This is a genomic window from Ignavibacteria bacterium, assembly GCA_025612375.1.
GTDB lineage: Bacteria > Bacteroidota > Ignavibacteria > Ignavibacteriales > SURF-24 > JAAXKN01.
Genome location: JAAXKN010000025.1, coordinates 38,683 through 59,127, shown reverse-complemented (window position 1 = coordinate 59,127; position 20,445 = coordinate 38,683). Strand labels below are relative to the sequence as shown.

Below are 20,445 nucleotides of genomic sequence, written 5' to 3'. Positions count from 1 at the left end.
ATTTTAACGTTATGCCAAGAAGTAAATCCTTAGTTCCGCTTTCGCACGACCATCATCACGCATTAAAGCTAGCGCAGATGCTGAAGAAAGATGCGCCCCGCCTTGAAAGCGTTCCTGAAAGCCCGCAGGAAAAAGCCAGGCGCGCACTCGAATTCTACGAAAGCGACCTCGTTGTTCATTTTGCAGCCGAAGAAAAAGTCCTCTACCCCTTTGTAAAGGGGAAAGACACGATCCTTGACGGCCTCTTTAAGGAAATAATGGAAGAGCATAAGAAGATCAGGCATTTGGTTGAAAGCCTGCTTCAGGATGAAACAGGACTGGAGGAAAAGCTTGACACGCTGGGCCGCTTTCTTGAAGGCCACATTAGAAAGGAAGAGCGGGAGCTTTTTCCAAGAATTCAAGAGGTGTTTTCTGAAGATGAACTAAACGAATTAAACGGAAAAATAAAGGCGGTCAGATGACTCGGCAGAAAAATGAAACCTTCTTCGATAATATCTCTTCTTTCTATGACGGCATGATCAGCTTTAAGACCGCCCTAGAAAGAAGAAAAAGTGTCTTAAGCAAATTCATAAATGACTCCATGCACACTGCGGCAGACCTTGGATCTGGAAGCGGGCTCGACTCGGTCTCTATTGCCTTAAGCGGCCTTGGTGTAACGGCCTTTGACCAGTCCGAAGGCATGCTTGACAAGGCCCGGAGTAATGCCTCGGATTTCGGCCTGGACGTTCAGTTTGTCAAAAGCAGTATTGATAAAATTAATAAGAAATTTTATAACAGGTTCGACGTTGCATTTTCTTTAGGCAATACTCTGGCAAACCTTTCTCCTGAAAAGCTCCCGGAAGCTCTCGGGAAAATAAGACTGATCCTCAATGAAAAAGGGACAGCCGTACTGCAGGTCTTAAACTACAGCCAGATTCTTAAAGAAAATAACCGCATTATAAATATCACGGAAATGAACGACGAGGTTTACGTACGCTTCTACGACTTTTTGCCAGAACGCCTGAACTTCAATATACTTAAGTTTAAGAAGGACAAACCTTCTGAAAGAAGTCTCTACACAACCTCTCTTTATCCTCATACAAAAGAAGTCTTTCAGAAACTCCTGAAAGAGGCGGGTTTCAGGAAAATTAAATTTTACGGAAGCCTCGGGCTTCAGAAGTTTGAGAAGTTTACTTCAAAAGACCTCATTATTACAGCCGTAAAATGAAAAAAGGCTTTGAGCCTGCAAGCTCAAAGCCTTTTTCTTTTCTTAAAACATTTTCTTTTATTTCATAAGAATGAGCTTCTTTGTTTCTGTGAAACTTCCCTGCGTGAGCCTGTAAAGGTAAATTCCTGAGGCAAGGTTCTTCCCGTCAAATGTTGCAGTATATTCTCCTGCTGTCTGATCCTTTTCAACAAGGCTTCTTACCTCATGCCCAAGCATGTCATAAACCTTCAGCGTTACGAACCCTGACTGAGGGATCTGATAACGTATAGTAGTGACAGGGTTAAAGGGATTCGGGTAATTCTGCGACAAAGAATATTTTGAAGGTTTTACAGATCCTGCCACTTCCTGTACATCTGTTGCCCCGAAGCTTACATAAGCCCGTATCATATATATGGCCACAGAATCATTATTAGCCCCGTCCGACAGGAAATACCAGTTGGCAGGGTTTTCAGAAGGAGTAAAGTATGTGTAGCTATGGTACGGATCGGTCCCACTGTGCCTGGTAATCATCACCCCGGGTGCACCGGGATTATCTCCAAAAACAAATCCAACCGCAAACGGCTTGTCGGTTGATATATTCTTCTGCCTTAAGTCAACTCCTCTCCAGTTAGGCCATGGAACAGGATAGGGAACAGAAGGTGATAAGGTGGTAGATGCAGTAAGTGAGGCCAGCTTTTTTCCAAGCGGCGTGGGCCTTGACTTACCTGTTGACTCCCACACTCCGCCTTCTATGGAACCGGCTTTTCTTAATGCAACTCTTATCGAGTCCAGGTGTCCGCCCAGTACTGCGTCAAATGTGACACAGACTGTATCTTTTGGGCTGAATACATAGTATCCGGTCGGTTCTTCGTCATCCCACTTCAGCTCCATTTGGGAAGCGGCCGATCCGGTGGAAGTGTAAGAATAATTTACGGAAGCTGAGTTGTCACTGCTTTCAATAGGATTTATTACAGCAAATGTAACAGTCGTATACCCGGCTCCAAACTGGGGCTCACTGAATGGCGTTCCTAAGGCAACATTCTGAATTCTGCTGCCTGATGGCCCCGATTCGAGTGCCATAACTTTCAGGCTGCTGTTTGAGGAATTAAAAGTGATATTCAGATTCCTGCCGTTATTGAACGTTAGGTATTCTCCTGCCAGGTAGTGCAGGCTGCTGCTGGAGGAGACATTCGGATTGGCAAAAACAGTTCCTGTTGGCTTTGGCAGGTTTGGATAGACGTAACCATAAGCCGCATTCAGTGACCTGTTGTCAACAATATTGGCCATAATAAAATTCGTAAAGACGTCTGAAAGCTTAAGAGCTGATCCCATCTGTGCAAATGCATCGTTGAAGCATGCTGAGCCAACTTGCTTTGAATTAACGATCTTCTTAAAAATCCCCATCCCGAACTGATCTCTCAGGTAAAGGAAAAACCTGGATGCGCGCGAATAATCGATCAGCGTATTGTCATCATCTACTCCACGCCAGCCCATAAGGTAGTAGTTAGTCTCGTTGTTATAGCCGTACTGCCCGCCCTGTCCTCTTGCGGCAAAGCCTGCGTTAATTTCTGCAAGCATTGAGCAGCCTTCGTTTATAAAAGTGGGCTGCTTCGTGCCCTGGAGATGCCAGAATATCATGTGCTGGAACTCGTGCGCTGTTGTGGAAATTGCCTGGTAAATCCCCCCTTCGGTTGATAGGTCGCCAGGGTTTCCGTCCAGATAGTACATCTCGGCGCGGTTACTATATGTCATCCCGGTTTCATTTAAACTTGTGAAGTAACCGGCAATATAGCCGCCAGATCCATTGTAGCCGTCCTTTATGTCCTCAATTAGAATAATTATCCTTGGATCACCATCAACGTCATATGGGCTGCCGAAGGCAGTAGTATCGCTCTGAAAAATTCCCATATTGGGATTAGCCGGGGTCTTCTTGTCAAAATAAAGAGCTACAGAGTCAACCGCCGCCTGATTTACGCGGCTGTTCCAGATTGCATCCTCAACGAAAATATAGCAGTTTGTTCCTACTTTGCGGCATGTGGAAGGAACCTGATAGTAGCTGCCGTTGGGTGCGAAATCCTGCGACCACCAGGTATAATGTGAGTTTACAGTGAAGTTCCAGGGGCCAGTCTTGCTGAGCCTCATCTTTGCCATTTCATCGGGGTGCTGCTTAATGTATTCACTTACCATCCGCTCCTGCTCTTCAAGCAGGTGTGTCCCGTCTATCGGATAGCTCCCGCCGGTGTTCCTTTCTGACATGGGAAGCCTGACCTGGGCAAAAACAGGGGAAATAGCTAAACTGACCAACAGAAATAGTGTCGAAAAAAGTCGCATGTGTACCTCTTTGTCTGGGTTATAAATAGATGTAAATAATCACACAGCTGTATCCGGGTATAAAACATAATTATCGGCATTGTTCTCAAATTAACTAGACGGAACACCTTGTCTCAATCAGGGACTTTTTGGGGAAGCAGGCTTGCTCCTATGACTTTTAACGCCTTTCCATCCGGTGTCTCTACGGTACCGCTATAGGAAACTTCCGCAAAGTTTCCCTGGTGTTCCGACAGCTGCTTCTGTATATCCTTGCTGCAGTCAAGAAGGTAGACGGTTGTGGAATCAGTCTGAAGTGCCATATGTGTAAAAGGAGAATTTCCAACCACGAAAACCCTGCCCTTAATTGTCTTTACTTCCCCCGCGGCAGAGTCTTTTGACGATGAACACGAAGAAAAAATTATAAGAAGCACAAGTATAAATGCGTTAAATATTTTCATGACTTAAGCCCTGCTGCATAAAATTTCTATCTTAGAGACAATATAAAAAAAACAACTCTGAAATCCATATGGCGGGGATCAACATTTTTTCTATTTGTAGGAATTATTTTGCTTCCTGAGGAGGTCTTCTTTTTGGGAAAAAAGGCTGCCCTAGGCAGCCTTTTTTGTTTTTAAGGTGTCTGTTTTAATCTGTTTATCCTGTCTATCTCATCTTTAATTGATGTATCCCCGGGATAATAATTCTGCAGCCTCTGGAGGAGATTTACAGCCTTATCGTAATTTTTAAGGCTTACGTATAAGTCCTCCAGGATCCTGTAAGCCTCTATTGCCGCCTGAGGATTGGATGACTGGAGGTCAACTTCCCTGAGGGCTTCAGCTTCTACTTTAGCTGCCGTCTGGCGGAACCTGTCCTGTGCCCCGGCAGCCCTGTAAAGATTTGCTATATCGTAGAGGCTTCTGTAATCTATCTCAATTAAATCCTGCGGTATTGTCCTTTCCATCTCGTCCAGCGCCTTAATACACATAGGGCTGTTATGGGCAATGTTTGTGTAATAGTATGCCAGCTGAAGAAAAGGTATCCTGCAGCTTTGTATCATCCTCATGTGGGTCTCATCGTAGAATATCCCTTTTGTATTTATCCCGCGGAACTTAAAGCCCGGCTTGTAATCTTTTGAGAAAGAGGGATTCTGCTGCAGAAGCTGCTGTCGCATTACCGGCTCATTTACGGCTTCCATTCCCCTTAAGCCCCTGTCGGGCATGAGCCTTGAGGCCAGCCCTTCGGTCTGCAGGTAGTCGTCCAGCCCTATCTTCGCGTCTCTGGGCGTTGTGGCTGCAAAATATATCGGGCGCTGCCAGGCGTTTGAAGTAACGATGTCTTTTACTACAATATCCTGCACTCTAATTACCTTTACGCTGCCGTACTGAAGTGTATTGTTCATCCTGAAGGTGATTCTGCCTGTTCTTAACACTGATGTGTCTTTAACACCGTAGTCCTTAATTACCTGGGGGCTTACAGGTATTGAAACGTTCTGCGGCTGCCACTGCATAGGTTCAATGCCTTCAATCTGCTCGTCGCTAAGGCTGAATTTGACCTCCGGAGTTCCATAAGGCTTCGTGTGCTTCAGCTGCCTGATGTACCAGTCCGTATTTGCAAGGCTAAGGTTTACAATCCTGACGTCGCGCCTTATTCCTTCAACATACTGCAAAAACCAGAGGGGGAATGTATCGTTATCGCCGTTTGTAAACAAAATTGAATTAGTCTGACAGCTCTGAAGAAGGTTGTACGACATGTCCCACGGCACCCAGTCGCGCGAGCGGTCGTGTGTAAAATAATTTACCTGCAGCATACGCAAAGGTATAAACAAAAATGCCAGCGTTAGAAAACCGAACAAGGCTGCCTTTTCATACGTCCTGCCGCGCAGCTTCTCCCTTATTACTTCCATCACTTCTTTTACGCCTACAGCAATCCAAAGGCAGAAGACAAAAAGGGCTCCCGGATAAAAGTAATCTCTTTCTCTCGGCTGCGGCTCCTGCTGGTTCTGGTAGAATGCGATAAGGTAGCCCATGAAAATAAACAGTATCAGAAATGCCGAGGCCATTTTCCAGTCCTTCCTGAAATAAAAGTACAGGCCTAAAAGGCCAAAGATAAATGGAATGGCAAAGTAGTCTTTAACGCTTACGCCGGCATCCTGAATGTATGACTGGCGCCCGACAAAGTTCCATAAGAGGTACCTGTTATACATATGATTAATCTGGTACTTCCAGAGAAAATCCAGGTCACTCGAGTATTCGGTATAAATTGCCTGCTGGTGAGGCTCCGAAGAAAACCTCCTCTTAAAGGCAGGGAAGTCGCCATACTGCTCGCGCCCCAGATAAGAATCCAGCTCCCTGAAAGTCTCAGGGTCATTTTCATTCATCGGAGGCTCCTGTGTTGCCCTTATTATTATCATGGAATAGGTGGAAAAACCTATAAGGGCAAACAACAGGCACAAAGAGGACAGGTTTAACAGAGGCTTTTTGTTCTTAATTGTCCAGTACGAGAGGTAAGCCAGTCCGGCCAGAATAATTATATACACAATCATGTTAACAATCGGATCGGGCCCGAAAATCCAAAGCAGCAATGCCGGAAAACCTTTTACAATGCCCGGGTATGCGGCTGCCAGCACTACGGCTCCAATCATTAGAGGCATATAAAATGAGCTCCTGTTAAATATCCTGTCGCGGAATATGAACATGAAGATAACCGATATGCCGATCATGATCCATCTGAACTTTGAGTCGAATTCCTGGTAGGCTTCGGGCGAAGGTGCAGTTGTCCCGGTTTCAGATCCCCAGAGCCCGAGGGCCACAACCGTCATTATGGCCAGATGTATCAGAAGAATGTAGGCGCTTTTTTTATACATCACTTCATCTGTAACGTACTTTTTCATTACCACAACGCCTACAAAAGTTAAAATTGCCAGCATGCTCATCAGGTGCACGCCTGCTGAAATTCCTATTATGTAGGCCATCAGTATGATGTACTTCTCATTGTCCGGCGAATTGTATCTTTCATGCCAGAGCATCATAAGCCATACAACAAGAGAGTAAAGAAGTGTGCTTACGGCAAAGTAATTTGCCTCGAGCGCGTTGAACCAGAAGGTGTCGCAGAATGCATAGGCAAGAGCCCCAATGGCAGCGGGTATGTAGGTTAAAAGCGCCTCTGCCATATTCCTGTATTCCCGCCCCCTGTAGCTTTCAATTATCTTTACTGCAACCAGGTAAAGCAGCAACACGGAAAAACAGCTGGCAAGAACTGAAAATGAATTGATCCTTAAACCTATGCTCCCGGCAAAGGGGATCATAGAAAATACTCTTCCGATTATGAGCCACATCGGCCCGCCCGGGGGATGCGGAACCATTAGTGAGTACGACGCAGAGGCTATTTCTCCCGGATCCCAGAACGATACTGAAGGCTGTACGGTCAGAAAGTAAATTACTGCTGTAATTAAGAAAACCACCAGCCCTACTGTTCTCTGAAGTGTTTTGTTTTTCATTTGATTCACAGGATTGTGGTTTGAATTATGAATGTAAAATATTAAATTTAGCTGAATAAATCACTAATACCTTTTAGAACGGATGATTGAGCTTAGACAATTTACAAGGGAGGATTTCCACCAGCTTATAGACTGGATTACTTCCCCTATACTTTTATACCAGTGGGCCGGCACCATCTTTACCTTCCCGCTGACCACTTCCCAGCTTGAAAATTATATCCGCGAGGCTGAAAAGCCCGGCCCCCCAAGGCTTATTTTTACCGTCGGGGATGCTTTGACAAAAAAGAGCCTGGGGCACATTGAACTCAACAGCATAGACAGGAAAAACGGATCGGCCTGCATCTGCCGCGTGCTTGTGGGCCCAGAAAACTTCAGGGGAAAAGGGATCGGGCAGGAAATGATGAGAAAAATACTGGAAGTGGGCTTTGAGGACCTGAACCTGCATAGAATTGAACTCAACGTGTTCGACTTTAACACCTCAGCCATTGCCTGCTATGAAAAAGCTGGCTTCGTCCGTGAGGGATTCCATAGGGACGTGCGCAGAGTCGGCGACGAGTACTGGAGCCTCTACAGAATGAGCATACTTAAAGACGAATGGGAAAGAAGTAATAATTAACTGTTGAATAAAATCCCGTCCTCATTTACGTAAAGGTTTGAAAACTCGACATTAAACTTTTCATATTTCGCCTTTTTGTGCAGATTCTGCAGTATGACCCAGGCATAATGAAAGTAACCCTTTCTGAGCGCCTTCCTGTACTCCTTGAGCAAAAATTCTTTGTTCGTCATCTTTACTTTGTCTCCTGAAAAATGTCCCTGCCGGGCGGCTTATGCTGCCTTCAGGACATGATACAATCACTGTGTGGGCGACCCGGTCCTGTGTGTGTGTGGCGAAAGAGAAAACTTTCTGCAGCTTTTTCTTACTGACAAGGCTGCAAAATTATGTCCCGGTTTTAATTGAAGTTATAACAAGTTTAGTTTCTGGAGAGACTCCTTGAGCCATTTGTTCTGAAGCTCAAGATTGTAGTTCTCCTGCAGTTCACGGAAATACTGATTATGTATCTTTGTCTGTTTGCTGTTGAAACGTGCATAGACCAGTACTGCTCCCAGAACAAAGGAAATGACGACTGCCAGTATTAATGCTAAATACAGCATCTTGCCCTCCTTTTGTAATTAATGCATAAAATAAAAGTAATCGGTTCGGTATTCGTTCACCTGTGACGGAATTATCTAATGATAACAGATTCTGTACAATCAAAAATGTTTTATGCCGGATTCTGGCATCTTCTGCCAGAGGGAGAATTATGCTTCCGCGTGCCCTGTAATAATTATATAAAAAGATTTTTTGAAATTTCCTAATTTTTTTCTTATTCTGAATACTTTTATTATTCTCTTTTCACTCCTTAACAGCCCACGATGTCTCATCCTCATTAATTTATTTTCAGACAGAGGATTATTTGTAAAAAAATATTATCTTTCGGACTCAAAGAAAGCTTAAGAACCGATTTAATAAATTTCCCCAGTGTTTTTATGGAAGTGTTTTTATGAAAACAGAAAATACAGACATGCTGCCGGAATCCCAGAAAGAGGAACTGGAGCGTCTGCGTAAAAGGGTAAAGGATCTGGAAAATATTGAGGCGGAAAACAAGGTTATTCTCCAGGAACTGGCTTTTGAAAAGGACCTGCTCTTTTCTCTCATGAATAATATTCCTGATACTATCTACTTCAAGGATAAAGATTCCAGATTCGTAAGGGTAAACAGGGCCCAGGCACAAGTCCTCGGCTTAAATGATCCTGAAGAGGCTATCGGCAAGAGTGACTTTGACTTCTTTACAAAAAAACACGCCTCTGAGGCTTTCAAGGATGAGAAGAATATTATAGATACCGGCAAGGCCCTGATCTCAAAGGTCGAAAAGATCAGAAGGGCTGACGGCCAGTACCGCTATGTCTCGGCTACAAAGGTTCCGATTACTGACTACAGGGGCAACTATATAGGTATTGTCGGCATCTCAAGAGATGTTACAGAGGTCAGAAAGGCCGAGGATAAAATTAAGAAATATTCCGAGGAACTGGCTAAAAGCAATTCAAGCAAGGATAAATTCTTCTCAATTATTGCTCACGACCTCAAGAGCCCCTTTACTTCTTTATTGGGCATTTCGGACTTTTTGGCCTCGCACATAAATGAGCTGGCTATAGAGGAAGTTAAGGTCCTATCAGAAAGCATAAGCAAGTCTGCAAACGGGGTTTTCAGGCTGCTTGAAAACCTGCTCCAGTGGGCCAGGCTCCAGACCGGTAGACTTAAGTTCTCTCCGGAAATTCTTAAGCTTAACGATATCTTCTACTCGGTAATTGAGCTTTACCAGGACCAGATTCAGAAAAAAGAAATTATCCTGGAAAACCGCATCCCAGCGCAGATTATGGTCTTTGCAGATAAAAATATGACCGCTGCCGTAGTCAGGAACCTTGTTTCAAATGCCCTTAAGTTTACAAAGCCCGGCGGAAGAATTGCCCTGTTCAGTTCTGTGCAGAACGACATGGTAAACGTTTCCGTCTGCGACGAGGGCGTCGGTATACCTGAGGCAGTAAAAGAAAAACTTTTCCGGATTGATGAATGCGTCTCAACAGAAGGCACTGCAAAAGAAAAGGGCACTGGACTGGGACTGGTGCTCTCAAAGGAATTCGTGGAAAAAAACGGCGGAACCATCCGCGTCGAGAGCGTTCCGGGGCAGGGAAGTGAGTTTACTTTTTCTCTCAGGCTGGCCCAGGAATAGGGCCTCCCGTTTTTTTTAGTTTATTTCCTTCTGCATGGTGAAAATAAACCGGGATAAATTTATATTATATAACCACAATGCAGAAAGTTAAATGAAGGAATTCAGGCAGGGCTTTTTTATCGTATGGGCAGCTCTTAGCATTGCCGCGCTTTTTATACTGACTGTCCCCTTTGTTCTGCCTGAAAGCACTATATATAAAATTACTCCTGTATGTGAAAGTAAAAGGCTTGGCCTCGGGCAGTGCCCCTTGTGCGGCATGACTACGGCTTTTATAGAAATATCAAAGGGCGACTTTACAAACGCCTTTAATTCTAACCGCGCCTCTTTGGCGCTTTACTCTCTCCTGGTCTTAAACCAGCTAGTTTTTCTGGGGAGATTTGCTTTCAAAAAATTATATTTCAGAAAATTATTTATCAGACTCTGAAAAAACTAATAAAGCTTATAATTTATAAATGAGGTAAGAAATGCAGGTTATCAGTTTCGCATGGGGTGTTCTGGCTATAATCGGTTTCATAATCGGATTCTTCCCCTGTTTGGGTGCATTAAACTGGATCAATATCCCCTTTGCAATTATTGGGGGCGTTGTAAGTTATATTACAAGGAAAAATACAAAGCCCGGCCAGCCCAACCGCCCGGCAACTTTTGGATTGTATCTTTGCCTGGTGGCGGTATTCGTGGGGGCGATAAGACTTATTGCCGGCCTGGGAGTGTTTTAAGTAATTTTACTGGACCGGCAGTTACTTCGCTAATTTATACGCCATGTATCTGCCGGTTCTTAAAAACTGGTATTAAGGCTTCATCACGACTTTTACGCAGTTGTCCTCTTTATTTCTGAAAATTGCATAGCCGCGGGGCGCATCTTCAATTTTAATGCGGTGTGTAATAATCTGTGAGGGATCAATCTTTCCGTCTTCTATCATTTTTAACAGGGGAGCCATGTACTTCTGTACGTGTGTCTGCCCCATCTTAAGCGTCAGGCCCTTGTTGAATGCAGCCCCTAAGGGTATCTTGTCTGCTACACCGCCGAATACACCCGGAATTGAAACCACTCCTCCTTTACGGCATGCCTGTATTGCTTCCCTTAAGGCGGTTGGACGGTCACTCTCAAGACGCACTGCCTGCTTTGCACGGTCGTAAAAACCCATGAGTCCCGATCCATGCGATTCCATTCCCACGGCATCGATGCAGCAGTCAGGCCCGCGTCCGCCCGTCATATCTTTCAGCCTTTCAATTACGTTCTTATCCTCATCATAGTTAATTACCTCGGCCTTGCTCAGGCGTTCTGCCATCTGCAGCCTGTATGGCACCCGGTCTATTGCTATAACCCTGCCAGCACCAAGCAGGAACAGGCTCTGTATTGTCATCTGCCCTACGGGGCCGCATCCCCATACAGCAACGGTCTCACCCCCTTTTAATGCGCAGTTTTCAGCTGCCATGTAGCCCGTGGGGAATATGTCTGACAAAAAAAGTACCTGCTCGTCGGTAAATCCGTTATTGACCTTGATCGGGCCTACATCAGCATACGGAACCCTTACATATTCGGCCTGCCCGCCCGGAATTCCCCCGAAAAGGTGCGAATACCCATAGATACCGGCCGGGGAGTACCCGTAGACCTTTTCAGCCATTTTCCTGTTAGGGTTGCTGTTATCACACAATGAGTATTGCTGCTGCCTGCAGTAGTAGCACTCTCCGCATGAAATAGGGAAGGGGACTACAACCCTGTCGCCTACATTCAGCTTTTTTACGTCATTGCCCTTTTCTACAACCTCCCCCATGAACTCATGCCCGAATATGTCCCCCTTTTCAGTAGTTGGAATGTACCCATCGTAAAGATGCAGATCGGAGCCGCAGATTGCCGTCGAGGTAACTTTTATAATAGCATCTCCTGAATTCTTTATCTCAGGGTCCTTTACCACCTCAACCCTGATGTCTCCGGAACCGTGGAAAACAACCGCCTTCATATATTTCCTCCTTTATTCTTAAGACAAACGACAATTTATATTATTTAAGCCCGGTATGAATGGCAATTCCAATTAGTTTGCACCATGGGAAATGAAGATGCCGCTGTTTTTTGTAAGGCTATGCTGATAAGGTTGCCTTCAGGGAGTAATTGAAGAAATCCTGGAATATTCTATTAAAGCCGTGCCCTGCCGGTGTATGACTTTTTTTGTGGTGTTTTAAGGCCAAATTGGTGCTGCGGCTTTTTGCGGCCGGCAGCATCAACCGGACTTAATTACTTTGTGTCTGAGGATGTGGAAATGTTCTTCGGAATTGAAACCGATTTGCTCTTTGATGAACCTGAGCCATTGCCCTTGTTCTTATAGTCAGTCTGGTAGAATCCCGTTCCTTTGAAGATGGGACCTGCACCCGGGCCGATAAGCCTCTTGAGCTTGCCGTGGCATTGAGGGCATTCCTCAAGCAGACTATCTGTCATTTTCTGAAAATACTCAAATGAATATCCACATTCTGTGCATTTATAATCGTATGTCGGCATTATAAACCTCTTTTCAATATTTAATTACACGCAAAAATAGCGATTTTTCCCGTTCTATAAAAGTTAGTGAAAACAATTTGTACTGCTTATTGCAATAATATCCTAAATTTAGCTATTTTTGCCAATAACTTTTTTGCAGGATATATGAATCGTAAATTAATTGCGCTTTTGGTTTATACAACTTTATTTCTAAATGGTTGCCTTAATTATTATCAGGAAACAACCGTTAAAACTGACGGCTCGGGGAACATGTTCGTTCATTACTGGATGAAAACAACAAAAACACAGGATTCCCTCTTTGTCAAACAGGTCGGCATCTTCAATCCCGACTCCATTAAAAACGAATTTGCTTCAAAATACGCCAAAATAGATAAAATTGAGGTTTATGCAGACAGCTCCGATACAACTATCCATGCAAAAGTGGAATTTACATTTCAGCATCTGGACTCTCTGAACAATACCAAAGCCTTTAAGGACGCCAACTTTTCCATTAAAAACGGTGCAGCCGGACAGAAAATATTCTCACAGTTTATCCCTCCCGTGGCTACCGGCTTCGGCGTGGATGCAGGCTCCTTTACAGTGACTTATGTTTATTACCTTCCTGGCGACATTATTACACATAATGCCCAGGAAATCAGCAAAAACAGGCTTACCTGGCGCTATAAGCTCTCCGAAATCGGCATGGGTAAGACAATTACGGCTACATACAGGCCCTTCAAGCTGAAGGAAACCCCTGTCTGGATATATTCATTGGCATTTGCTGTTTTGCTAATTGTAATTATATTTCTTTTTAGAAAAAATAGATCCTAAAGTACCGGCAAACTCACACCGCGTGCCCGGATAGAAATATACACGGCCAAGGGGAATTCTAAGTCTTTGCGCAAAATTCATGCTCTATTGTTTTGTTGACTTACCCCGTGGTTTTCCGTATATTTAGAATTTCCTTTGTGAGATTTTTATAAACTTGACAGAAAAATGTCCGAAATAGAATTTAAAATATTCTCCGGAAGCGCCAACCCAAAGCTCGGAGAAAAAATTGCAGCTCATCTGGGAATGAATTTAGGCGATCTTGACCTTAAGAGATTCAGCGACGGTGAGATTTGGGTTAAATATAAAGAAAACATCAGGGGCCGGGATGTTTTCATTGTTCAGACAACTAACCCTCCGGCTGAAAACCTGATGGAACTGCTTATCATGATCGATGCTGCAAAGAGGGCATCGGCTAAGAGAATTACGGCAGTTATTCCATATTTCGGCTATGCACGTCAGGACAGAAAAGATCAGCCCAGGGTTTCAATTACTTCGAAACTTGTGGCCAACATGATCACTGTTGCCGGCGCCGACAGGGTAATTACAATGGATTTGCATGCGGCTCAGATTCAGGGTTTCTTCGATATCCCCTTCGACCACCTCTATTCTTCTCCTATTTTCTCCGGTCTGTTTAAGGAGAACAAGGATAACCTCGTGGTGGTTTCACCCGATATCGGCGGCATTAAAATGGCCCGTTCCTATGCCAGAAGGCTGAACGCCAGCCTCGTGGTTATAGATAAAAGAAGGCCTAAACCTAACTTTTCCGAAGTAATGAACATCATCGGAAACGTTGAAGGCAAAAATGTTCTGATAGTTGATGACCTGATAGATACTGGCGGTACGTTTGTTTCTGCCGTTAAAGCCCTTAAGGAGAAAGGCGCTCTCGAAATCTTTGGCGCTGTTACTCATCCCTTGCTTTCGGCTGATGCTGTGGATAGAATTGAAAAATCGGAAATTACAAAGCTCTATGTTACCGATACAATTCCTCTTGACGAAGCTGCGAAGAACGGAAGCAAAATTTCCGTGAGAACAGCCTCGGAAATCTTCGCCGAAGCCATTAGGCGTACCTATAGGAACGAATCAATCAGTTCGCTCTTTGAAATTGATAAAGGATAAGAAATTTTGAATTAATATCTTGGAGATGATATGGCAGAAATAACATTAAATGCCAATGAAAGACAAAAAAGTAATAAAGGCGCGAATAAACAGCTTAGAAGACAGGGATCAGTTCCGGGTGTGTTTTATTCAAAAGGCCAGGAACCTGTTTTAATCGAAGTGCCTGAATTGGCTCTTAAACCCCTTATCTATACTTCTGAGGCTCATATCGTCAGCCTTAAAGTCGGTGATAAAGAAGGACTTACATGCGTCCTTAAAGACGTACAGTTTGACCCTGTGACAGACAGAGTCGTTCATTTCGACCTGCACGGCATCAATACTTCAGATAAGATGGAAATCGAAGTTCCTATCCTTCTGGTTGGGAATGCTGCCGGTATTAAACAGGGCGGTGTCTTACAGCAGGTGCTCCATAAGCTGGACGTTGAATGTCTGCCTAAGGACATGCCTGAACACCTGACAGTTAATGTCGAAAAACTGAACCTCGGCGATTCAATCCACGTCAGAGACCTGAGCTTCGAAAACATAGACGTTCTTAATGCTCCTGATGCTGTTGTCGTTTCAGTAGTTACCCCGAGAGCTGAAAAAGAAGCTACCGAAGAGGCTGCTGCTGAACCTGAAGTTATCGCCAAAGGCAAGACTGATAAAGAAGAAGAGTAATTGCGGGCTATCTTTGCTATAGGAAATCCGGGGAGCCGTTATGAAAAGACCAGACATAACGTCGGCGTTATGCTCCTCGACTATTTCGCCCAAAAATTTGATCTCTCTTTTAAGGCTTCGAAGAAAAGCTATTATTTTGCCGAGGGGGAATTGAATGGCTCCCCCTTTATACTGATCAGGCCCAGCACTTATGTCAACTTAAGCGGTATTGCCGCAAGTGACTTTATTTCTGAACATAAGCTGGAGCTTGAAGATTTTCTGGTGCTTTATGACGACCTGAACCTCAGCCTGGCGCAGCTTAAGGTTAAGCTCTCGGGCGGCGATGGCGGCCATAACGGCATTAGTTCTGTTATTTATCATCTTGCTTCTGACAAGTTCCCCCGCCTGAGAATTGGCATTGGAAGGAATTTCTCTCAGGGGCAAATGGCCGATTATGTGCTGAGCACTTTCTCGGAAGAGGAATTTAAGGCTTTGGAGCCTGCCTTTATGACGGGAAGCATGATGCTCGAAGAGTACGTGAAAGGCGGCGTCAAAAATATGCTCGACTTTTACAGCATCCGCAGGCAGTCGGCCGATCCGGAAGGTAAGGACTCTGAGAAAGAAAATGACGCTCAATAGCCCCCTTTCCGCGAAATAAATTGTATATTGTATGAGTATTTAATAAAATTTATAGTTAACTAATTTAATAACTCCTGCTCTTGCCATAGGGGTGAGGGCCTTTAGTCCAAAGGAGGTGAATCAGGACAATGCAGAAGAATCATTACGAAAGCGCAGTTATTATTAACGCTGCCATCGAAGAAGAACAGATCGAGGCTACTATCAACAGGATTTCAGAACTCATCCGGGTAAACGGAGGAGAGATTCTTGAAGTTGAAAAGTGGGGTAGAAAAAGACTAGCCTATACTTTAGATAAGACAAAAAGCGGTTATTATGTGATCTTTAGGTTTACTGCACCAACAGATCTGATCGCAAAGCTCGAAAGAATGTACCAGCTCGATGAGTTTGTACTGAGATTCTTAACGATCGTTTTGGATAAGTTCGCTCTGGAATATATTGAGAAAAGTAAGGCCGCTAAGGCTCAGGAAGCTGAAACTGCTCAGGCAGAACAGGCTCCGGCTGAAGAACCGGCTCCCGCTAAAACTGAAGAAAAAACGGATAAGGAAGTACAATAAACTATATCGATAAGTATGGAGGATTTAAGCATGGGTGAATTAAAAATGCCTGAACTCAACAGCATATTGGTTGCAGGCAACTTAACAAAAGATCCAATATTCAGACAGACTTCAAACAATACGCCTGTTGTAAATTTTTCAATTGCTGCTAATCGTAAGTATAAGGACAGCTCCAATAACTGGCAGGAAGATGTCTGCTATGTGGGAGTTGTTGCCTGGAACAAACTGGCTGAAAGCTGCAAGGAAAGACTTAAAAAGGGCAGCGCAGTTCTGGTCGACGGCGAACTTCAGAGCAGAAGCTGGAAAACCGAAGACGGCCATAACAGAAGTATTGTCGAAATTAAAGCTAAAAGAATTCAGTTCCTCAATAAAGTCGGTAAAAATTCTCCGAACGAGGGCACATTTATCGATGCGGCTGAGGATGACTTGGCTTTTGAGGATAATTCTTTCGATAAGTTCTTATCAGATGAAGAATCGGAATTATTAAATAATCAATAATTTTTAAGTTGGTTGAGAATTATGAAAAATAAAAGAATCTGCAAGTTCTGCGAGGCTAACGTAACATATATAGACTATAAGGATGAAAAGCGACTGATAAAGTTTCTGACCGAACAGGGCAAGATCATTCCCAAGAGAATTACTGGTACTTGTACCAAACATCAGAGGGAACTGGTTACTGCCATTAAAAGAGCCAGACAAATCGCTTTACTGCCTTATGTTTCTGAAGCCTTAAAGTAATACGGAGGAATAATGAAAGTTATATTAAGAAAAAACTTCGAACAACTCGGTCAGATTGGTGATGTGGTTGATGTAAAAGATGGTTTTGCACGTAACTTTTTGATTCCCCGCAATATCGCTTTCGCGGCCCAGAAAGGCAACGTTAGAGCGCTGGAAGAAGAAAAGAAACAGCTGGCAAAGAAAAAGGTTAAAGAGCTGCAGGCAGCCGAAAACCTGGCCGCTGAACTTGAAAAAGTATCTGTTACCATCCCCGTTAAAGTCGGCGAGGAAGATAAAATATTCGGTACTGTTACAACTCAGATGATAAGCGACAGCTTAAAGGAAAAAGGACACGATATAGACCGCCGCAAGATCGAAATCGTTGAACCTATTAAATCTCTGGGTATCTACAGCGTCAATATTAAACTCCATCCGAGCGTAACGGCTGTTGTTAAAACCTGGGTTGTTCGCGAATAGTTGAATCGTGAACTATTTTTAAGGCCGGCTTTCTTAAAAGCCGGCCTTTTTTTATTTTGCTCTCTTCTTGTAAAATATTTACCTTATATATGCTTTTGCTATTGCTTTTACTGCGGAAATCTCTTTATGTTTGTAAAGTATTCGCCCGGAATTGTAAATAGCCGGACTTCTTCCGAATCCTTAAGTACTGTCTTGACTATTGCTTTTCTTTTGGTGATAATTAGCTGAGCCGTTTCAGCCTGGCCCCGGAGGTTTTTCCAAACCGATGGAATTCCTGCGGGAAATGTATAAAATGCCCTACTGACCGTTTTAAAATTAGAAAAGATTTTCTTAGTTTTCTTCAATTCTTTAAAATATAAAAGCCATGAATCCAGTAAGTACAAATATCTTCCTTCTACGGAGGTCTCTATGAAAAAATTGCTTCTGTTTTTTTCTTTGCTACTCACATTTTCTTTTCAAACTACTACATTTGGCGGCGCTCTGGGCACTACAGGTAAAATTGCCGGCAGGGTCGTCGATGCGGCAACACGCGAGCCGCTGCCTTTTGTCAATATAGTCGTCGTCGGCACCAGCATGGGTGCTGCCACCGATATGGACGGATATTACTCCATACTGAATTTAGCCCCCGGCACTTACAGCCTTAAGGCGTCAGCCATCGGATATAACAGCACGACTGTACAGAACGTTAAGGTATCTATAGACCTTACCACAAAAATTGATTTTGACTTAAGTGAAACAAGCGTTCAGCTGAACCAGGACGTGGTCGTTGTGGCGCAGCGCCCGCTGGTTACAAAAGACCTTACAGCATCAACTTCAGTCATAGGAGCAACTGAAATCCAGTCGCTGCCTGTAACTGAATTTCAGGAAGTCCTCCAGCTTCAGGCCGGCGTCGTTGGCGGTAACGTCCGTGGCGGCCGTTCTGGCGAAGTTGTTTATGCCATAGACGGTGTTCCTGTAACTGACGTTTATGACGGCGGTACCGTAGTTGACGTAAACGCCAACTCCATTCAGGAAATGCAGTTCGTCTCGGGCGCATTTAACGCTGAATACGGACGCGCCCTTTCAGGATACGTCAATATCGCAACCAAAGACGGCGATAACAACTTTACAGGTACACTTAATACCTACTTCGGCGATTACGCCAGCACGCATACAAATATATTCAGGGGCATAAATAAATTTAACCCCAATTCAATCCATAACTACGAGGGAAGCCTCAGCGGCCCGATCATCAAGAACGTACTCTACTTCTACGCCAATGCACGCTATATTTATTTCGGCGGCTGGCTTAATGGTGAAAGACGCTTCAACCCATGGAATATAACTGTAAATAACGCCACGGCAACAGACCCCAGCCAGAGATGGGTTGTTATGGGATACCCTACCGTCGTTAACCCGATTGACGGAAAGACCTATCAGGCCGCAGGCGACGGCAAACTCGTTTCAATGAACTGGAACGAAAAAATGTATGGGCAGGGAAAACTTACATTTAAGCCGCTTCCTGAAATTAAGCTGACTTATAACTATATCTATGACCACGTCAGCTACCAGGATTTTGACCAGGCCTTTACATTTAATCCCGATGGAAATTATAAAAAATTCCGCTGGGGCAATACAAACATTTTATCTTTAACACATACACTGGGAGCTAATACATTCTATACTGTCAACGGCTCATATTTCTTCAAGGAATTCAGGCAGTATGTCTACGAGGATCCTAACGACCCCAGGTATACAAACTCCGTTCTTTTATCACAGCAGCCGAACGATATACCTACTTTTAACACCGGCGGCACCCAGACACAGCACTTTAAGAGAACAACAGGTTCAACTGCCCTTAAGTTCGACCTTACTTCACAGATTACAAAATCACATCAGGTGAAAGTAGGTGCCGAGTTCAATAAACACAGATTAAGTTTTGATAACGTTAATCTGCTCGAGGAAACAGGACTTGAAAATCCTTCCGTAAGCGGAAATCCGTTTGCAAGATACCGTATCCCGGATATCAACAACCCTAACGAAAACACAGGCATTGACAGATACGTCAGAAATCCGATTGAATTCTCTTCTTACCTTCAGGATAAAATTGAACTTTCTGAACTTATTATAAATGTCGGCTTGAGACTGGATTACTTTAAGCCGGACGGAAAGGTGCTTACCGATCCTACTGATCCTGATATCTACAGGCCGAGAAATCCTGCAAACCTGGCTAAGACACTGGAAGAACGCAGAGCTTACTGGTATAAGGATGCTTCCTCAAAGGTTCAGCTTTCACCAAGACTTGGCGTGGCTTTCCCGATCACAGACCGCGGCGTAATACATTTTTCTTACGGCCACTTCTTCCAGATACCTAACTTTGATCTTTTATATACCAATCCGGAATATAAGTTCGTTGCAACAGGTACCGGTAACTTTGGCATCGCCGGTAACCCCGACCTCAGGCCTGAACAGACTATTTCAGGTGAAGTTGGACTCCAGCAGGCACTGACAGAAGACCTTTCGGTAGACATTACCGGATACTTCAGGGATATCAGGGACCTTGCCGGTACAAGAGCTGATGAAATAAGAATGTTCGGCGGCGCAGGAACCTACAGCCAGTACGTTAACAGCGACTTTGGATTTGTTAAAGGTATCATTGTTACGCTGACAAAAAGATTCTCTAACAACTGGTCTGCTACTATTGACTATACTTTAATGACTGCAAAGGGCAATGCTTCAGATCCTGCAGCTACACGTAACATGATCACAAGCGGACAGCGGCCTGAAATGCAGATCCTTCCGCTTGCCTGGGATCAGACACACACTGTAAATGCAACTATCAGCTATTCATCTCCGGATAACTGGGGCTTCAGCTTTATTGGCGAATATGGAAGCGGATTCCCTTATACCCCAAGACGCTCTATAAACGTTTCTTCGCTCCTTACAAACAGCGAGATGAAACCTGCAACATTTAATGTTGACCTGAGAGCCTATAAGGACTTTATCTTGTTCGAAAATTATAGATTGAGTTTCTTCGCACGTATTTATAACCTCTTCGACATTAAAAACCAGGTCGGTGTATATGACGACAGCGGAACGGCTGATTTTACTATCGATGAGTATAATTTCCGCCTGCAGAATAAACCGGCTATTGTTAATACACTGGATGAATATTATAATAACCCGACCATGTACAGCGAACCGCGCCGGGTTGAATTCGGAGCTTCATTCTTCTTTTAATTGTAAATGAAATTAAAATATTTAGC

At 44.0% G+C, this 20,445-nt stretch carries 22 protein-coding genes; 15 read left to right on the top strand and 7 right to left on the bottom strand.

Going from position 1 to position 20,445, the window contains the following annotated elements:
• Positions 1 to 11 precede the first annotated feature (11 nt).
• Both HF312_14340 and HF312_14335 read left to right on the top strand, forming a co-directional pair.
• Positions 12 to 461 carry a hemerythrin domain-containing protein gene (locus tag HF312_14340; GenBank protein ID MCU7521397.1) on the top strand — a complete coding sequence of 150 codons (450 nt, stop codon included), beginning with the start codon at positions 12 to 14 and terminating at the stop codon, positions 459 to 461.
• Positions 458 to 1,207, top strand: coding sequence for a class I SAM-dependent methyltransferase (locus HF312_14335; protein MCU7521396.1), 750 nt, complete (start codon positions 458 to 460; stop codon positions 1,205 to 1,207). The genes HF312_14340 and HF312_14335 overlap by 4 nt, the downstream gene beginning before the upstream one ends.
• Before the next feature lie 57 nt (positions 1,208 to 1,264).
• Here the strand turns inward: HF312_14335 and HF312_14330 are convergent, their stop codons facing one another.
• From HF312_14330 to HF312_14320, 3 genes are all read right to left on the bottom strand, one after another.
• Positions 1,265 to 3,442, bottom strand: a complete 2,178-nt coding sequence (locus tag HF312_14330) for a T9SS type A sorting domain-containing protein (protein MCU7521395.1) — start codon at positions 3,440 to 3,442, stop codon at positions 1,265 to 1,267.
• Between the two features lie 188 nt (positions 3,443 to 3,630).
• Positions 3,631 to 3,954, bottom strand: coding sequence for a hypothetical protein (locus HF312_14325; GenBank protein MCU7521394.1), 324 nt, complete (start codon positions 3,952 to 3,954; stop codon positions 3,631 to 3,633).
• A gap of 170 nt (positions 3,955 to 4,124) precedes the next feature.
• Positions 4,125 to 6,989, bottom strand: a complete 2,865-nt coding sequence (locus tag HF312_14320) for a DUF2723 domain-containing protein (GenBank protein MCU7521393.1) — start codon at positions 6,987 to 6,989, stop codon at positions 4,125 to 4,127.
• 82 nt (positions 6,990 to 7,071) lie between these two features.
• Between HF312_14320 and HF312_14315 the strand changes: the two genes are divergently transcribed.
• Positions 7,072 to 7,605, top strand: coding sequence for a GNAT family N-acetyltransferase (locus tag HF312_14315; protein MCU7521392.1), 534 nt, complete (start codon positions 7,072 to 7,074; stop codon positions 7,603 to 7,605).
• On the opposite strand, the gene HF312_14310 is transcribed toward HF312_14315, so the two are convergent.
• The gene (locus HF312_14310) at positions 7,602 to 7,775 is read right to left on the bottom strand and encodes a hypothetical protein (GenBank protein MCU7521391.1); all 174 of its coding nucleotides are present in this window, start codon (positions 7,773 to 7,775) and stop codon (positions 7,602 to 7,604) included. The two genes, HF312_14315 and HF312_14310, sit on opposite strands and share 4 nt — an antisense overlap.
• A 174-nt stretch (positions 7,776 to 7,949) precedes the next feature.
• The gene (locus tag HF312_14305; GenBank protein ID MCU7521390.1) at positions 7,950 to 8,141 is read right to left on the bottom strand and encodes a hypothetical protein; all 192 of its coding nucleotides are present in this window, start codon (positions 8,139 to 8,141) and stop codon (positions 7,950 to 7,952) included.
• A gap of 389 nt (positions 8,142 to 8,530) precedes the next feature.
• Here HF312_14305 and HF312_14300 point away from each other — a divergent pair, with 389 nt between their 5' ends.
• The 3 genes from HF312_14300 (at position 8,531) to HF312_14290 (ending at position 10,473) form a co-directional block, all read left to right on the top strand.
• Positions 8,531 to 9,757, top strand: coding sequence for a PAS domain-containing protein (locus tag HF312_14300; protein MCU7521389.1), 1,227 nt, complete (start codon positions 8,531 to 8,533; stop codon positions 9,755 to 9,757).
• A gap of 91 nt (positions 9,758 to 9,848) precedes the next feature.
• Complete coding sequence (locus HF312_14295) at positions 9,849 to 10,181, top strand: DUF2752 domain-containing protein (GenBank protein MCU7521388.1); 333 nt, start codon at positions 9,849 to 9,851, stop codon at positions 10,179 to 10,181.
• A 40-nt stretch (positions 10,182 to 10,221) separates the two neighbouring features.
• Positions 10,222 to 10,473, top strand: a complete 252-nt coding sequence (locus tag HF312_14290; GenBank protein ID MCU7521387.1) for a hypothetical protein — start codon at positions 10,222 to 10,224, stop codon at positions 10,471 to 10,473.
• A 72-nt stretch (positions 10,474 to 10,545) separates the two neighbouring features.
• On the opposite strand, the gene HF312_14285 is transcribed toward HF312_14290, so the two are convergent.
• Positions 10,546 to 11,718, bottom strand: a complete 1,173-nt coding sequence (locus HF312_14285) for a glutathione-dependent formaldehyde dehydrogenase (GenBank protein MCU7521386.1) — start codon at positions 11,716 to 11,718, stop codon at positions 10,546 to 10,548.
• 272 nt (positions 11,719 to 11,990) lie between these two features.
• Positions 11,991 to 12,251 carry a zinc ribbon domain-containing protein gene (locus tag HF312_14280; GenBank protein ID MCU7521385.1) on the bottom strand — a complete coding sequence of 87 codons (261 nt, stop codon included), beginning with the start codon at positions 12,249 to 12,251 and terminating at the stop codon, positions 11,991 to 11,993.
• 144 nt (positions 12,252 to 12,395) lie between these two features.
• On the opposite strand from HF312_14280, the gene HF312_14275 reads away from it, so the two are divergent.
• The 9 genes from HF312_14275 (at position 12,396) to HF312_14235 (ending at position 20,419) form a co-directional block, all read left to right on the top strand.
• On the top strand, positions 12,396 to 13,061 hold the full coding sequence (locus tag HF312_14275; GenBank protein ID MCU7521384.1) for a hypothetical protein: 666 nt from the start codon (positions 12,396 to 12,398) through the stop codon (positions 13,059 to 13,061).
• A 165-nt stretch (positions 13,062 to 13,226) separates the two neighbouring features.
• Positions 13,227 to 14,177 (top strand): ribose-phosphate pyrophosphokinase, encoded by a 951-nt coding sequence (locus HF312_14270; GenBank protein MCU7521383.1) that lies wholly within the window; start codon positions 13,227 to 13,229, stop codon positions 14,175 to 14,177.
• 30 nt (positions 14,178 to 14,207) lie between these two features.
• The gene (locus tag HF312_14265) at positions 14,208 to 14,834 is read left to right on the top strand and encodes a 50S ribosomal protein L25 (protein MCU7521382.1); all 627 of its coding nucleotides are present in this window, start codon (positions 14,208 to 14,210) and stop codon (positions 14,832 to 14,834) included.
• Positions 14,835 to 15,452, top strand: coding sequence for an aminoacyl-tRNA hydrolase (locus HF312_14260; GenBank protein MCU7521381.1), 618 nt, complete (start codon positions 14,835 to 14,837; stop codon positions 15,450 to 15,452).
• 128 nt (positions 15,453 to 15,580) lie between these two features.
• On the top strand, positions 15,581 to 16,006 hold the full coding sequence (rpsF, locus tag HF312_14255) for a 30S ribosomal protein S6 (protein MCU7521380.1): 426 nt from the start codon (positions 15,581 to 15,583) through the stop codon (positions 16,004 to 16,006).
• Positions 16,007 to 16,036: 30 nt separating this feature from the next.
• Entirely contained in the window at positions 16,037 to 16,504 is a 468-nt protein-coding gene (locus HF312_14250; protein MCU7521379.1) for a single-stranded DNA-binding protein, read from the top strand.
• A gap of 21 nt (positions 16,505 to 16,525) precedes the next feature.
• On the top strand, positions 16,526 to 16,744 hold the full coding sequence (locus HF312_14245) for a 30S ribosomal protein S18 (protein ID MCU7521378.1): 219 nt from the start codon (positions 16,526 to 16,528) through the stop codon (positions 16,742 to 16,744).
• Between the two features lie 12 nt (positions 16,745 to 16,756).
• The gene (locus HF312_14240) at positions 16,757 to 17,200 is read left to right on the top strand and encodes a 50S ribosomal protein L9 (protein MCU7521377.1); all 444 of its coding nucleotides are present in this window, start codon (positions 16,757 to 16,759) and stop codon (positions 17,198 to 17,200) included.
• Between the two features lie 408 nt (positions 17,201 to 17,608).
• Positions 17,609 to 20,419 carry a TonB-dependent receptor gene (locus HF312_14235; protein MCU7521376.1) on the top strand — a complete coding sequence of 937 codons (2,811 nt, stop codon included), beginning with the start codon at positions 17,609 to 17,611 and terminating at the stop codon, positions 20,417 to 20,419.
• Positions 20,420 to 20,445 lie beyond the last annotated feature (26 nt).